Annotated in this window: 11 protein-coding genes; 5 read left to right on the plus strand and 6 right to left on the minus strand. The window is 61.2% G+C overall.

The genetic code is table 11. From position 1 onward, the window contains the following. Positions 1-61: 61 nt before the first annotated feature. Positions 62-406: a hypothetical protein gene (locus R3E49_RS04985; protein WP_371294030.1), complete on the minus strand. Its 345-nt coding sequence runs from the start codon at positions 404-406 to the stop codon at positions 62-64. 105 nt (positions 407-511) lie between these two features. On the opposite strand from R3E49_RS04985, the gene R3E49_RS04990 reads away from it, so the two are divergent. Further along, the gene (locus tag R3E49_RS04990) at positions 512-1,594 is read left to right on the plus strand and encodes a hypothetical protein (protein WP_371294031.1); all 1,083 of its coding nucleotides are present in this window, start codon (positions 512-514) and stop codon (positions 1,592-1,594) included. A 58-nt stretch (positions 1,595-1,652) separates the two neighbouring features. Here R3E49_RS04990 and R3E49_RS04995 read toward each other — a convergent pair whose 3' ends face one another. Together R3E49_RS04995 and R3E49_RS05000 are read right to left on the minus strand one after the other, a co-directional pair. Next, the gene (locus R3E49_RS04995) at positions 1,653-3,083 is read right to left on the minus strand and encodes a hypothetical protein (protein WP_371294032.1); all 1,431 of its coding nucleotides are present in this window, start codon (positions 3,081-3,083) and stop codon (positions 1,653-1,655) included. A gap of 64 nt (positions 3,084-3,147) precedes the next feature. Beyond that, positions 3,148-6,228: a TonB-dependent receptor domain-containing protein gene (locus R3E49_RS05000; RefSeq protein WP_371294033.1), complete on the minus strand. Its 3,081-nt coding sequence runs from the start codon at positions 6,226-6,228 to the stop codon at positions 3,148-3,150. A 250-nt stretch (positions 6,229-6,478) separates the two neighbouring features. On the opposite strand from R3E49_RS05000, the gene R3E49_RS05005 reads away from it, so the two are divergent. Both R3E49_RS05005 and R3E49_RS05010 read left to right on the plus strand, forming a co-directional pair. Next, on the plus strand, positions 6,479-6,667 hold the full coding sequence (locus tag R3E49_RS05005; RefSeq protein WP_371294034.1) for a hypothetical protein: 189 nt from the start codon (positions 6,479-6,481) through the stop codon (positions 6,665-6,667). 16 nt (positions 6,668-6,683) lie between these two features. Next, positions 6,684-8,423 carry a lysophospholipid acyltransferase family protein gene (locus tag R3E49_RS05010; RefSeq protein ID WP_371294035.1) on the plus strand — a complete coding sequence of 580 codons (1,740 nt, stop codon included), beginning with the start codon at positions 6,684-6,686 and terminating at the stop codon, positions 8,421-8,423. On the opposite strand, the gene R3E49_RS05015 is transcribed toward R3E49_RS05010, so the two are convergent. Beyond that, the gene (locus tag R3E49_RS05015; protein ID WP_371294036.1) at positions 8,412-9,434 is read right to left on the minus strand and encodes a DUF2235 domain-containing protein; all 1,023 of its coding nucleotides are present in this window, start codon (positions 9,432-9,434) and stop codon (positions 8,412-8,414) included. The two genes, R3E49_RS05010 and R3E49_RS05015, sit on opposite strands and share 12 nt — an antisense overlap. A gap of 166 nt (positions 9,435-9,600) precedes the next feature. Between R3E49_RS05015 and rmf the strand changes: the two genes are divergently transcribed. Continuing rightward, positions 9,601-9,804 carry a ribosome modulation factor gene (rmf, locus tag R3E49_RS05020; RefSeq protein ID WP_290739107.1) on the plus strand — a complete coding sequence of 68 codons (204 nt, stop codon included), beginning with the start codon at positions 9,601-9,603 and terminating at the stop codon, positions 9,802-9,804. Positions 9,805-9,849: 45 nt separating this feature from the next. On the opposite strand, the gene R3E49_RS05025 is transcribed toward rmf, so the two are convergent. Further along, positions 9,850-12,780 carry an NAD-glutamate dehydrogenase gene (locus tag R3E49_RS05025; RefSeq protein ID WP_371294295.1) on the minus strand — a complete coding sequence of 977 codons (2,931 nt, stop codon included), beginning with the start codon at positions 12,778-12,780 and terminating at the stop codon, positions 9,850-9,852. Positions 12,781-12,786: 6 nt separating this feature from the next. Beyond that, a complete protein-coding gene (locus R3E49_RS05030) occupies positions 12,787-14,694 on the minus strand; it encodes a hypothetical protein (RefSeq protein ID WP_371294037.1) in 1,908 nt (635 codons plus the stop codon). A gap of 219 nt (positions 14,695-14,913) precedes the next feature. Between R3E49_RS05030 and R3E49_RS05035 the strand changes: the two genes are divergently transcribed. Next, a complete protein-coding gene (locus R3E49_RS05035; RefSeq protein ID WP_371294038.1) occupies positions 14,914-15,870 on the plus strand; it encodes an AAA family ATPase in 957 nt (318 codons plus the stop codon). The last annotated feature ends 5 nt before the right edge of the window (positions 15,871-15,875 follow it).

Genomic DNA, 15,875 nt, shown 5'->3' on the forward strand with positions numbered 1-15,875 from the left:
GGTAGTGGGTTCCTGCTACCTTACGCGCTGGGCCTCCAGAGGGATCACCTGAGCAGAGTGCCTAGAGGGTATAGTGCGCACCGACGTGGCGGCTGCAGGCCTGGCTGCCGCTGTATTCCAGCAGCCGCGCCTGAATTGCAGACTGGTCGCGCTCGAGGATGCCGAACATGAGCCCGTCGAAGTAGCCCAGCGCCTTGGCATAGATCACATCGCCGGCCTCGGCATCGTAGTTACCCAGCACCTCGTTCACCTGGTCGGCGTACTCGTCCTCGCTGAGAAAGCCGAGTGCGTCCTGCGCCAACACACAGCTCAGCTGCCGGGACGCGGCGAACTCCTCTGCACCGAGGGAGAGCGCATGAGACTGGGTGGTGACAACGAGCAATAGTGCAGCAACAAGTGATCGCATGGTACGCTGGGCCTTCCTCAGGGGAAACGTCATTGCGCGCAACATTACGACCGCTTTATGACATCCGTATGACAAGAATATGAAGAATGTGGGGAGCACTGGACCATGAATCTGCGTGTCATTGTATGGGGCACCGGCAATGTCGGACGCCCGGCGATCAGGGCCGTACTGTCTCATCCCGGCCTTGAGCTCGCCGGCGTTGTGGTTTCCAATCCGGAAAAAGTCGGGGTTGATGCCGGGCTCCTGGCAGGGGTTGCCCCGGTGGGCGTGGTGGCGACCAGCGACGCTGCCGGGCTGCTGGCGCAGCAACCCGATGCCGTTGTCTACACCGCGACGGCCGACACCCGGCCCGAGGAGGCCATGCGCGACCTGCTGCAATGCCTTGATGCGGGCTGCAACGTTGTCTCCAGCGCCTTTTACAACCTGCTGCACCCGGCCTCCAGCTTCGCCGAGGTGCTGCAGCCCATCGAGGCGGCCTGCCAGCGCAGCGGCGCATCGCTGTTCGTTTCAGGGATCGACCCCGGCTGGGCGATGGATATGCTGCCCATCATTGCCAGCGGCACCAGCTCCGCAATCACCGAAATTCGCAGCCGGGAGATCTTCAATTACGCGCTGTATGACCAACCCCGTGTCGTGCGCGAGGTGATCGGCTTTGGTAGCGACATGCAGACCCTGCCGTTAATGCTGCACGATTTTGCCATCGAAATGGTCTGGGGCCCCATGGTGCGCCTGGTCGGTGACGCCCTCGGTCACCCCGTATCCGCAATCGAGGTCGTCGTGGAGCGACGCGCGCTGGAACGGGACATTACTGTCGAGGGCATGGGCTTGTTTCAGGCGGGCACCCAGGGCGCGTTCCGCTTCGAAGTACGCGGGCTGCACCAGGGCCACGCGCTGTTTGTACTGGAGCACATCACCCGCATTGATGACAGCTGCGCACGTGACTGGCCCTACCCACCGCACGGGGGTGGCTGTCACCAGGTGATCGTCAGTGGCAACCCCACCGTCACACTCAGCCTGCATGCGGAGGACCGCTTCGAACCCGGCGCGGCTGGCGGCGGCAACGCATCCGCAGCCTGCTGGCTGGTGAATGCAATTCCCGCGGTGGTCGCCGCGAGCGCCGGCGTCGTGACAGTGCTGGATATCCCCCGCATTGACGGCAGCAGCCAGCTGGGGATGGAGTTGCCCTGAAACTATCACCAAAAAAAACGCCAGCTCAAGGCTGGCGCAAAAGGGGATTCGGCTTCGCTTACAGCGACCCGGAGACCGTCCAACCTTCGTACCAGAAGCTGGTGGCTGAGGGGTCAACTGCACCCGCGTAGTCCGTAGCCTCGAAGAAGTCGGGGTCCGCCAGGCTGGCCGGATAGGTTGCATTGATGTCCGAGATGTCCAGAACGCCGACTGCAGACGCTTCAGCGGCTTGCGCTGCGTAATTGGCGTCCAGTTCGACATCAGGAACCAGCGCAGGCAACAGCACCACGTCACCGCTGTTGTCACAGTCCGCCACGACGTTGGTGTACACCAGCTCGGTACCCACCTGGGCAGCGCGGCTCGCGTCAACACAGGTCGTTTCCGCCGTGAATGCGTCGTCGTAGGTGAACACGGAGTGGTGGATGAACCCGCCAGAGGTCGCCTTGAATACCGCACCCGTGGCATTGGAGCCACCACCGATAAAGGTCGCGTTGGCAATAGTGGGCAGGGAGAGGAAGTCCAGTGTACCTTCCGTATCAGCCTCAATCACGTTTCCTGTCGCGTCTGGGCCCTGGTCGACCAGCACAAACTGCAGGTTGCCGCTCCAGCCTTCGTCCCAGTCAACCGAGTCATCCTGGTTACCGGTCAGCACCATGTAGCGCACGCTGACGTTGCCGCCGTAGAACTCGATGCCATCGTCAGCGTTGGCATTCACCTGGATGTACTCCATCTCGGTGCCGCTGCCGACGCCGATCAGGGAGATACCGTTGATCTCGTTACCCGTGGCGAACTCGAAACCACCTTCAGTGACGACGACGTAGCGCAGCACGCCGCTGCTGTCGTCGGGGCTGTAGCCTCCGCCGAAGCCGGATTCACCCTCGGAGTCGACGTTGCAGGCGACTGCGCCCTGGTCTGCGGTCAAACACTCGTTGTGCGGCGCGTAACCGTGCATGATGAGGCCGCCCCACTCCCCTGAGCCATCAAAGCCTGCGTCATCCGAGCTGAACACGATGGGCGCCGCAGCGGTGCCCTCCGCCATGATTTTGGAGCCGCGTGTGATGATCAGGTTGGCAAAGCTCCCGGTCTGTCCCTTGATCTGTGTGCCCGGTTCAATCGTCAGGGTCACATTCGTGACAGGGTTACCGCTGGCCAGCGTGCCCTCGTCGATAGACATCTCCTGGTTACCATTGCCCACGGTAACCCGCGACTCCATGTACCAGACCTTGTCGCTGGTCAACGTACGGTCAACGAGAACGGTAGACGGCATCTGACACACATCGTTGCCGTCCGCGTCTTTCGGACGCGCGGAAGACCAGTCGGGGCAGACTGAGGCACTGCCTGAACCGTCACCGCCGCCATCCACTGGCGGGTTCACGATTTCAGTGGGGGCATCAATATTGATGGTGGCGCTGTCACCTTCAGAACATCCATACAGGCCGCCAACTGAGCCGAGCATCGCCGTGGCGATTGCCAATTTCTTCAGTTTCATAGTTACTCCTCGGGTTTCCTGGTTCATAAAAAAATCCTGCTTGCGCCGGAACGCGTGCCTGTTATCAGAATTGCCAATCAAATCCTGCCTTCACTTCATACCCGCGCTTGTAGCTTTGGAACACGTTCCCTCCCTGGGTGAACTCCAGTTCACTGTCGAGCAGGTTTTCCAGCTTCACGCGGAAGGTGAAGGTGTCGGAGAGCGAGTAGCGGTAGACGAGGTTGACATCCATGCGGGGCTCGAGAATGACGTCCGGCTGCCCGGAAACACCGACATCCACGATGGTCTCCCCACTCTGGTTCAACAGCAGCGTCAGTTCGTGACCGCGCGCGATGTCGTCGTAGCCGACGATCAGGTTGAAGGTGTAATCCGGCGCACCCTGCAGTGAACGCGTGCTGGCGTTCTGCAGCGTCACCTCGGAATCAATCAGGCTGGCGTTGGTGGCGAGGAACACGCTGCGCGTGAAGCTGTCATCCAGCGCAAAGTCCTTCCGCCCATCTATTTCAACGCCCAGGATTTCGGCAGACTCGGCGTTCTGGAAGGTGCGGGAGTTGCCGGCCGTGCCTGACGCGGGCTGTACCACGCGCTCGATCGGATCCTTCATATCCTTGTAGAACAGGGCGATGCTCAAGGACTCCTGGTCAGACCAGTACTTTTCCCAGCGCACGTCGTAGTTGGTCACATCCGACACCTGCAGGTTCGGGTTCCCCCGAACGCGGAAGTTGAACTCGCGATCGTAAAACGTCGCGTTGGACGTTTCCTTGAAATCCGGACGCGCTACCGTGCGCGACATCCCGAAGCGCAGCTGCTGGTCATCGGTGATGAACCAGTTGAAGCTCAGGGTCGGCAACAGCGAGTCTTCCGCCAGCACGGATTGCTCCGGGCCCTGGTCACCCGACAGGGAGAAGGTGTCGGTGATCTGCTCGAACTCTTCATAGCGGAGCCCAACAACCAGCTGGTACTTCAGGTTCCATAGGGCATCATATGAAAAGTAGACGCTGTTCAGATCGAGCTCGGCGTCGTAGCTGTCGCTGGGGAGCGTCTTGTCCTGGAAGGTGAAGCCGGTGCTCGGAATGCCCGTGATGGTTTCGCTGTTGACGACATCGGAGACGTCGAGATTCGGGGCGTTATCGTCAATGGCCAGCAGACCACCACCGAAGCCGTAGGTGTCGGAATCCGAGTCCCGCTCACGACTGATGCCGTTAACGCCGAAGGACAGTGAAGACTCCAATGCACCGTTGGAGAACAGGTAATTGACGTCCACAGAGCCGTCAAGATTGTCATCCACCAGGTCATCGTAGCGGCGGGTCAGTTCGGGCACCTGCAGGTTGTAGATGCCGTCATCACCCTGCAGGTCGAAGCGCACATCGCGGCGGTCAGGCGCGTAGCGCTCGGCCCGGCTGCCGGTCAGCTGCCAGTTGAGCGTCCAGGACTCCTCATCACCGAGGATGTGCTCGCCGGCGAGCTGCTGGGAAATGAACTGCCGCTCCTCCCACTCAATGGACCAGCTGATGGAGGGGTTGAGTTCATCGCCGTCAAACCCTTCCTCGACCCGGACCGACTCGCTGGTGACCCGCGACAGCACGGTATTGGAGGTAAAGCTGGAGGCGCCCATGTTCAACCCCAGGGACAAGAGGCCGCTGGCGTCAACATCGTTGTCGAACTGCTCGAAGCGGTAATCGTCCAGCACCATGGACGCGTTCAGGCCGCCGTAGGTGCGGCGGATGCCGTCTTTGCGAACGCCGCGTTCATTCTTGTAGTTGCCGGCAACAAAGTAACCGAATTCCGCACCCCAATCCGGGAGATCGAACACGTCCCCGTAGTTCGCACCCATCGACAGGTCGGGCACCGCGGTTTCGGTGTCGTACTGGAAGCCATCCGTGATGGCGTTTGCGCCCAGCTTCCCGAGCTCGCGCTCGACCGCAGGGCCGTAGAACTCTGAGTACTTCAGTGCCTGCGACACGGCGTAGGCAATGGCGGGTCTCTGGCGTGCGCCATCGTCCCAGCCGAAGACGTCGAAATCGCCGCTGGCCGGATCGACATAGGCATCGTCCAGGGTTACGCCATCCACGTAGCCCAGCTGCAACGAGACACTGCCCCCACGCTCATTCGGGAACGTCCGGGTGTTGATTTCCAAGTTGCCGCCCGTGCTCTCACCGGGCATGGACGCCAGGTAACTTTTGCGGATATCAAGCTGCTCGACCATGCTGCTGGGGAACAGATCGAGGGGCACGCTGCGTTTGGTCGGGTTGGTACTGGGCAAGGTCGCCCCGTTGAGTGTGCTGCTGACATAGCGGTCGCCCAATCCGCGAATGAATACGAACTGGTCATCCTGCACCGTCACACTCGGAACACGGATCACCGAAGCCGCGACATCGGTATCGCCAGAGCGTGCGAGCTGCTCCACGTCCAGTGTGTTGATGACGTTGGTCGCGAATCGCTCAGACTCCTGCATGCCGCCGGCGGGCAGGCTGGCGATGACCGTCACTTCCTCGATCTGCGGCACGCCAATCGCGAGTGACTGCGCTGCCGCGGAACGCAGCACGAAATTTGACTGCTTCTCGGCGTTGGCGATAACGCGGTATTCCTCGATGTTCTGCGTACCGAGGTCAGGGTGGCTGATAGTCAGGCTGTAAATACCGCGCGGCGCCTCGAGCTGGTAGCGCCCGTTCTCGTCGGTCGTGGCTGTTCGCTCAACACCGCCGCCCAGCGCAACCAGGGCACCCGCAACCGGCTGGCCCCCTGATTCCACACGGCCGGTGATCCGCCCCGTGGTGGCGCGACTGCGTTGTGCAGCAGTTTCAGCGGCAAAGTAGGATTCTACCGAGGCCGAGGCCTCCGAGTCGGAGCCAAGCGTCACCAGTACATCCGCAAGCTGCCCGTCAGCAGTGTTGAAGCGAAAGCTGTGCAGTGTCCGGCCACCGTCGAGGATCTGCACGCTGTGCGCGCCGGATGACAGATCGAAGTAGGCGAAGCCACCGTCGTCTACGGGCTTGCTCACCGCGCCGTCCAGTACCACGGTCAGCCCCGCTGCGGAGGCCCCATCGCGGCTGACCTGTACCACAAGTTCATCGGCTGCCTGCACGATAACACTGGAACAAATGAGGATGGCTGCGGCGCCGATATGAGAAAACGATGGTTTCATTCTTGCTTCCCGATGCATGAGCAACATTTGAGCCGGGGCTGCGATCAGCGCGCCGGCTCAGGACAGGGGCAAGAATAAGGTGGGTAAATGACAGTTGTGTGATTGATATATGACGTTTTTGTTGCACGGAATATCGAGCAAGGCGACGGGTCACCACGCCTTATCGGTCAAGAAAATTTCATGGTTCTGTCGCCGGACTGCAACAGCAGCCATGCACCTTGGCCATCAAACCGCACACGGAGATGCTCCCATGCAGACAGACAAGTTTCGATCGTCATTGACTCAGAAAGAGCGGGAACGGCGTGAAATACAGCGCCAGATCGACCACTTCATCCAGCGCGGTGGACGCATCGCCGTTATCGAGCAAGCACAGGGGCGCAGTGCGCAGTACACTTGGCAGCGAGATCATGATGAGGCCCTGACACTGTTCTACTCCTGACGGGAGCCCGTGACAGATGCTGGATGTACAGGAAATACTGCAGACGCATTATCCCCAGTTTGTATCACGCCATAAGCGCCTGGCTCGCAGCGCCACGCGCTTTCTGGGCTATCTGTTCTACACGCAGCGGTTCGCCCAGTTTTCGCGTGAACATCCAGATCTCAGGGGCATAGAGTTCGTCGATCGCGTGCTGCAGTACTTCGACTTCACTCTCAAGGTTACGCCGGGTGAGCTGGCTCGGGTACCGGCCTCAGGACGCATTGCTATCGTTGCCAATCACCCCCTGGGGTCCTTGGACGGGCTCGCGCTCCTGCAGCAGGTGGGGCGCATCAGGCAGGACGTCAAGGTGGTCGCCAACGCGCTCTTGAGCGCGATAAAACCACTGGAGACTCTGCTCTTGCCAGTCCATAACATGGGGGGCGGCACTCCAAAGAGAAACCTGCAGCGCATTCGGGAACACCTCGAATCCGAGGGGGTTTTGATTATTTTTCCCGCGGGCGAGGTGTCCCGCTTCGGCATCAAGGGTGTCAAAGACGGTGAATGGAACCCAGGCTTCATACGCATCGCTGAGTCTGCTCGCGCACCCGTCTTGCCTGTCTACGTCGCTGGGCGCAATTCCGTGTTCTTTTACAGCCTCTCGTTCCTGTCACGACCCCTCTCAACACTCTGGCTGGTGCGTGAGATGTTCAAGCAGGAACACAACACGATCGCAGCGCGCGTGGGAGCGCCGATTCCCTGGGCTAACTATAGCCAGGTGTCCTCTTCTCCTCGTGTTCTGGCGGATCTCTTCAGACGGCATGTTTATCGCCTCGCACGAAACGCGCGCCCGATCTTCCAGGGTGCTGAGGCAATCGCGGACCCTGAGAATCGCACGTTGCTGCAGCAGGAAATGGAGACCAGCGAGCTACTCGGCACCACACCGGATGGTATGCAGATTCGTTTGTGCAGAATGGATTCCGCCCCGTGTGTCATGCGCGAGATCGGGCGTCTGAGAGAGTTGGCATTTCGCGCGCTGGGCGAAGGCTCCGGTCTGCCAAGGGACATCGATCGATTCGATCGCGAATACCTCCAGCTGACGCTGTGGGACCCAAAGGCTCGAGAAATTGCCGGCGCCTACCGACTCGGCCGCGCACGGATGCTGATTGCTGCGGGTGGATTGGCGGCATTGTACTCCCATTCACTGTTTCGCTTTGGTAGAAGCATGGATACCTACCTGCGAGAAGGACTGGAATTGGGTCGCAGCTTTGTACAGACGCACTACCAAACCCGCCACAGCCTGGACTACCTCTGGCTGGGCATCGGTGCTTACCTGCGTCGCTACCCCGGTTGTCGCTATCTGTTCGGACCCGCGTCCATCAGCCCGCTCTATGGGGAGCAAGCCACGACAATGATCTGTGGGTATTATGCCACCTACGGCGCTAACACCGCGCTCTCCGTACAGCCACGTCGCCCGTTTCGCCCACAGCAACCCTACACACCCAGCGGTGACCAGGAGCAGGATTTGCTGGCACTGCGTCAGCATCTCTCAGGTCTCGGCCTGCAGATTCCGACCCTGTTCAAACATTACGCCAACGTTGCGGAGCCCGACGGGATGTGGATGACAGCCTTCAATATCGACCCGACGTTTGGCCACTGTGTGGACGCTTTCGTGATGGTTGACCTCAACCGGCTAAAACCCAAAAAGCGACAACGGTATCTCGAGTCTCCGCGACTCTCGCGACCACCACATAACACGGCCCATCAATCATGTTGTTGAACGCCAGGCACCGCTGCGGCGCGCGAGCCACTCCACCAGAGATTTAGGCGCGTAGTTGCCCTGCGCATACCGTTCTCGGACGGAGGCATGAAGTACGGCGTCATCGGGAATAGGTCGGCTGTAGCGGCCCAGGGCACGCCAGAAACGTTGGTAGGAGCGATGTGCGGTCGCCGTGCTGTCCAGCACGAGAGGGTCCAGCAGGTGCGGCTCCAGGCGAAGCCCACTGCGCTCTGCCTCCTTGGCCATCCAGTGCAGCGGGATATCGCTGAGCCGCTTGCCAGCGTCGTCAGCCGGGTAGCCACCACCGACATCGGCATGCACGCCAGCAAACCAGACCTGCTGCATATCGGCACTCTCGCTGGGTGCCCACAGTGTGGGTTCGAAATCGCTGCGCTCTTCGTCGATGGACACCGCATGCCGTGCGACCCTCACGTTGCTCCCAAGCACGGGATCGTAAAACAGGTCCTTCTCCTCGGCGAAGGCGAGCACACGCGTGGGAATGCCCAGGGCGCCTACCGTGTCCCAAACGCCGATGAAATCGACCGTGGCACGCTGACCACCAACGGCAAAGCGCTGCCGCCACTGCTCTGAGGTCACTGAACCGGGTGGCGCGTTGCGCTGCTTGTACAATGTGAAGGCCTCCGGAATACGGTTGGCCTCGGAGCGCCGCAGAATACCGCAGTTGTTGAGCATGCCGGCCAGGCAGCGCACCGTGTAGGCGCCACGGCTGAAACCGAACAGAAACAGGCGGTCTCCCGGGTCGAAATTCTGCACGATGAAGCGGTAGCCATCCTGGATATTCTTGGTCATCCCCAGCCCCGTAACGCCGCCGCTCGCCTGGGCATAGTAGGAGCCGACACCCCAATCGTAGAAAACCACCTGCCTGCGGCCATTCGCGGCGCGGGGACTGATCGCCCGGGCGATACGCAACACATTGGTGGGGTTTTCGTCCTCCGGATCGTTCCAGGTGCCATCGGCGCAAATCACAATATGCTTGCCGGACGTCGCCATACTCCCCCCTCGATGTGCACAGCCGGGCTTGTCCTTGCAGTGTACACCCTGTTTGGTTATAACCGGATGGAGCTTTGCTCCAAATAGATGTTTGCGAGGCCTGTGTCAGTCTGTTTAGATGGAACTGCGCCCGCAGGGTGCAGAGTTCCAACAGGAGGCAGTATCTATGAGAAGACAGAAACGCGACATGAGTTCCAGGGCGTACGACCGCGGTTATCAAGCCGGTGTTACGGGCCGGAGTATCGACTTTTGTCCGCACGCCAACGAGGAACACCGTCAGCAGTGGGTATCAGGTTGGCGAGAGGGTCGTGTTGACCAATGGGACGGCCTGACCGGCGTGTCAGGCGTACACAAACTTCGCGTCAGCTGACGCAATGCAGTGTGCAGGGTGCCTCATGGGCCCCCTGCACCGGTTTCAGGTTCGCAGGCTGCTCTGCGCCAGGTCGAGAAGCTCGCGGACGGCCACAGCGAACATCGCAAAGTCCGGTGAGTCCGTGGTGTGTAGCTCGGTCACCATATCCTGCCAGCGCGACAACAGCGCTGCCTGCTGCGCTTCCCAGGTTTCCAGGCATGCCTCGAGGGACCCTTCTGGGGTGAGATAGCGCAGTGCCCCGACAGCCAGCGTACGCTGCTGCCACTCCAGATCCTCAAGATACGTATCGCGCGCCAGCGCCTGCCACTCGTTCTCGATTTTGCTGGCCAGTATCTGCCCACTGAACCAGTCCAGTTGCAGTCGCTCACCCATGTCGAAGTACAGCTCGGCCACGTGCATCAGCGGTGCATCCGTCTCCCGCGCCGCCTGAATTATGCCCAGGGCGGTGTAGCCCTGCAGAGCACCCGCCACGGCCTCGGCCAGCGAGGCATCGACACCCGCTTCCTGCCACTGCTGCGACATGGCACGGTACTGCTCTGCCGCCCGCCCGCGCAACATGGTCGGAAGCGCCTCGCGCAGCTGCGCGACACCGTCTGCAAATTCGGCGATGGCACGTGTCGGCGCCATTTCATGGCGTCGATTCCGCAGCAGCCAGCGGCTGGCACGGCGTACCAGCCGAATCAGGCAATGCATCATGGCCTGTTGCACCGTTGCATCAACCACGTAGTCCAGCGCCTCGATACGCCCCCATAACTCATCGACGGCATAGATGTGCATCACCGCGGTATAGGCCCTGGCAACGTCTGCCACCGGCGCGCCAGTGGCTTTGCGCTGCCGCGGTACAAAATTGAATCCCACACGATTGACGATGTCATTCGCCACCTGGGTACACATGATTTCACGGCGCAGGCCGTGCTCGGCCACTTCATCCGGATAGCGCTGCACCAGCTGCGCTGGAAACGCTGTGGCCACTGCTGCGGCCAGATGCGGGTCCAGGCCGAGGTCAGAGGCGATCAGCTCTTCCTTGAGGATGGCCTTGCTGTAAGACACCAGTACCGCCAGTTCGGGGCGCGTCAACCCCTGTCCCTGGGCTCGCCTGTCGGCAAGTTCCTGGTCGGTGGGGATAAACTCCAGCTGCCGGTTGAGCTTGCCCGCGGCTTCCAGATTGCTGATATAGCGCCGGTATTCGCCGCTGCGCTCCTGCACCTCCGCCTCGGCAAGGCTGATCGCCTGCGTCTGACGGTAGTTGTTCTGCAGCACCAGCGCCGCCACGCCGTCAGTCATGTCCTCAAGCAGCACGTTGCGCTGTTTGCCGGTAAGGTCACCGCGTTCCACGACAGCATTGAGCAGGATCTTGATATTGACCTCGTGGTCGGAGCAGTCCACCCCGCCCGCGTTGTCGATAAAGTCGGTGTTGGAGCGCCCGCCCGCCAGGCCATACTCGACCCGGGCCAGCTGCGTCATGCCCAGGTTGCCGCCCTCGCCGATGACCCGACAGCGCAGCTCGCTGGCGTTGATGCGCAGACCGTCGTTGGCCTTGTCGCCGACGTCCGTGTGGGATTCGCTGCTGGCCTTGACATAAGTACCGATGCCCCCGTTCCAGAGCAGATCCACCTCTGCGCGCAGCAGTTGCGAGATGAGTTCGTTCGGGGTCAGCCTGTCGACAGCAATATCGAATCTCGACTGCATCTGTGGTGAAATGAACACCGACTTCGCGCCGCGATCGAATATACCGCCGCCCGCGGATATCAGGGTGGTGTCATAGTCAGCCCAACTCGAGCGTGGCTGTGCGAACAGACGCTGGCGCTCGGCGTAACTGGCGGCGGCATCCGGCTCGGGATCGACAAATATATGCTGGTGATTGAAGGCCGCGACAAGGCGTATGTGTGGGGAGAGCAGCATACCGTTGCCAAACACGTCCCCCGCCATATCACCGATACCCACTACGGTGAAATCTGTTTGCTGGACGTTGATACCCAGCTCACGGAAGTGCCGTTGCACTGACACCCAGGCGCCGCGCGCCGTGATGGCCATTTTCTTGTGGTCATAACCGGCGCTGCCGCCGGAGGCAAAGGCATCCCCGAGCCAGAAACCATACTCACGCGCCAGCGCGTTCGCAATGTCGGAAAAGGTCGCCGTGCCCTTGTCTGCCGCTACCACCAGGTAGGGGTCCTCATCGTCTTTGGCGACCACCAGCGGCGGACGCAGAATGCCGCCCTCACCGCGATTGTCAGTAATATCCAGCAGACCGCGGATGAATATCTGGTAACAGGCTACGCCCTCAGCCTGCACCTCATCCCGCGACATGCCCGGGGTCAGGCACTTCGCGACGAAGCCCCCCTTCGCGCCGACCGGCACAATCACCGCATTCTTCACCTGCTGGGCTTTGACCAGGCCGAGCACCTCGGTACGAAAATCCTCCAGCCGGTCCGACCAGCGCAGCCCACCACGCGCCACTTTGCCACCGCGCAGGTGCACGCCCTCGACACGGGGTGAATAGACGTAGATTTCATACAGCGGCACGGGGCGGGGCACATCGGGTATGTCGCGCGGGCTCAGTTTGAATGAGAAGTAGGGCTTGAACTTGCCGTCGATTCCGGGCTGGAAGAAATTCGTGCGCAGGGTCGCCTTGATGACCTTCACATACTGGCGGATGATCCGATCCTGGCCGAGGTTCTGTACCTCGTCCAGAGCCGCGAGCAACCTGTCCTCCACGGCCTGCTCCCGCTGGTGGCGCCATTCATCGTCGCCATCAAATGCCGGCGAAAACCGGGTCAGGAACAGTTCCACCAGGCCGCCGGTGATCTGCAGATGATCCGCCATGGTCTCGGCGATGTAATCCACACTGTAGGGAAACTGTATCTGGCGCAGGTAGCGCGCGTAGGCACGCAACAGCGCGATCTCCCGCCAACTCAGCCGGGTTCCCAGCAGAAGTCGGTTGAAGGAGTCACTTTCAGCCTCGCCGAACCAGATGCGTTCTCAGGCATCCTCGAACTCTTCGCGCACCTGCTCAAGGTCGATATTGTCCGACAGCGAATAGCTGAGCGTGAACTCCTGAATCCAGTACCGGGTATCGTCGGCGGCGCGTATGCCATAGGGCCGCTCAGTGATGACCCTCAAACCCAGATTCTCCAGGATCGGCAACACATCCGACAGCGGCAGTGACTCACCGCGGTGGTAGAGCCGCAGGCGCAGGCGATCCTCATCCTCTTCGAGCTTGCGCGTCAGGTTCATCCCCAGCTTCTGCCCGGCTCGAAGGCTCAACAGGTGCTTGATATCCAGCACGGCGACGCGAGGATCAAAGTCGTCACGGTAGCCCGGCGGGAAGCCCGGCCCGAGTTCACGCGCGTGCTGCTCTCCCAGTTCCTCGCCAAACTCCTCAATCAGGCGCAGTCGCAGCCGGTCTTCCCATGCCAGTGTTGCCTGCACGATCTGCTCCTCAATCTCGTTGACATCCCACGCCCTGCGCACCGCGGGGTCTACCCGCAGGACAAAGTGACAGCGCACCAGCACCGACTCGGAAAAATAGGTCGTGAACTCCGATTCCTCGGCGCCCAGCGCGCGACACAGGATGTCCTGCATAACGCAGCGCTGCTGCGTGCTGTAGCGATCACGCGGCATGTACACCAGGCAGCTGAAGAATTTGCCGTGTACATCCCGACGCACAAACAGGCGGGTCTGGCGCCGCTCCTGGATGCGGTTGACGGAGAGCACCGTACTGCGCAGTTCGTCAACGCTCGACTGAAACAGCTCGTCACGCGGAAACAGCTCCAGCACGCGAGCGAGTTCCCGGCCATCGTGCTCGCGCGGATCCAGCCCCGAGCCCTCCACGACCTGCGCAACCTTGCGTCGCAGGATCGGGATCAGGTTTGGGTTCATGGTGTATACCGCCGAGGTGTACAGGCCAATGAACCGGTGCTGGCCGGCCACATCACCGGCCGCATCAAACACCTTGATCTCGATGTAGTCGGGATAGGCCTGGCGGTGAACGCGGGAGCGCAGTCCGGACTTGGCAAAACTCAGCTGACGCCTGCGCAGTTCCTCGGGGGACATCGCATGCAGATCCGCTTGCAAATCCTGGGCACCCCGTGTGTCGCGCTGACGCAGAATGCCCAACCGCTCGGCCGGATCTTCATGGACAGAGTAGTCCGGTCCCTCCCGGGTTACCTGCAGGTATTCATAGCCCAGAAACGTCACGCGATCCTGCTGCAGCCAGTCGATAAACTCCAGCGCTTCGCTGCGGCTCTCGACATCCTGGCCCGCATTGGCGCTGACTGCGTCACGCGCCAACTGCAGGCGCTCGCGCATTGCCGCAAAGTCGTCGACCACCAGGGCAACTTCCCGCAGGATATCCCGCAGGGCGTCATGCAGTTCACCCAGTTGATCGGGGCGTGAGTGCCGACCGATTTCGAAGAACAGCAGGCTCTCATGAGACACCCGGGATGCCTCATCGGGCATGGCACCAAGCACGGCCTCCAATGCGCCCTCGGCATCACGGACGACCAACAGGTTGCAGCTCGCCAGGGCATGAATGCGGATATTGCGCTGGTTCAACTCGCCACGCACAGAGGCCGTGCAAAAGGGCAAATCCCGACAAAGAATGGCGATTACCGTGCTTTTGCTTTCCCAGCCGTGATCCTGCAGGGTCGGGTTGAAGATACGCACCTTGGGTTCTGGCGCGTCCCAATCAGCCATGAAGTGAAGCAGGCCATACAGCGAGCCGTAGAGGTCATCAATCGATCGATGCCGCAGGTCTTCCGCGGGGTAGCGGGAAAAGAAATCGTCTGCGAGCTCGTGCAGGGACGCGCGATCATCCTCGGCGGCCTGCGCGTCGATGCGCACAGACAGCTCCCTGAGCAGGTTTTTCTTGAATTCGTCCCACGCCATGCTGCACTGCTCCCGCGCCCTGGGCGACTGTTTTTTTTCTCTTCGCCATGCCCAGTCTACCCTAAAGGGCTCCCCGGGCGTGATGTCTGCGGAGGGAACTTTTACACAGCGACGGGGCTCCAAGGGCTGCGTTGGAGCGGGCGTGAAGTCGCACAGGGTATTGGCTACAATACGCGCCCAGCCGCAGACGCGGTAGTGTCAACAATTAAAGGAGACTGCGTGGCTAGCGCTGAACTGAGAACGCTGGAAAGCTGGTTGAGTGGCCAGATCATCGGGCAATCGCATCTGGTCGAACGTTTGATCATCGCCCTGCTGGCAGATGGCCACCTGCTGGTGGAGGGCGCACCGGGGCTCGCCAAAACCCGCGCCATCAAGGCCCTGGCAGATGGCATCGAGGGCAGCTTCCACCGCATTCAGTTCACCCCGGACCTGCTGCCTGGGGATATCACCGGCACGGAAATCTATCGCCCCCAGGAAGGCAGCTTCCATTTCCAGCGCGGCCCGGTCTTTCACAACCTGGTGCTTGCGGACGAAGTCAACCGTGCGCCAGCGAAAGTGCAGTCGGCGCTGCTCGAGGCCATGGCGGAACGCCAGGTGAGCGTCGGCGCTGAAACCTGGGCGCTCCCGGCGCTGTTCCTGGTGATGGCGACCCAGAACCCGATTGAACAGGAGGGCACCTACCCTCTCCCCGAGGCACAGCTGGACCGTTTCCTGATGCACGTGAAAGTTGGATACCCGGATGCCGCGGCAGAGGCGGAGATTCTGCGCCTGACGCGCGCTGAAGCGCGCAGTGGCGGTGCTCCCACGCCCACGCCGCTGCCTCAACAAAGTGTCTTCGACGCGCGCAATGAAGCACTCGGCCTGCACATGGCCGACACCGTTGAAAATTACATCGTGCAACTGGTGGTTGCCACCCGCCAGGCGGCTGCGTACAACGAGCAGCTGGGAAACTGGATCGAGTACGGCGCCAGCCCCCGCGCCACGATTGCGCTGGACCGCTGCGCCCGTGCCTACGCCTGGCTGCGTGGACGCGACTTTGTCAGCCCGGATGACGTGCAGGCAATCGCCGCCGACGTGCTGCGTCACCGGTTGATTCTCAGCTTTGAAGCGGAGGCCAAAGGCATCACCCCGGACCACGTCATCGACGAGTTGCTGACTCTCGTCCCCGCCGCGTAGGGCTG

Source organism: Haliea sp., assembly GCF_041395985.1.
Taxonomy (GTDB): Bacteria; Pseudomonadota; Gammaproteobacteria; order Pseudomonadales; family Halieaceae; genus Haliea.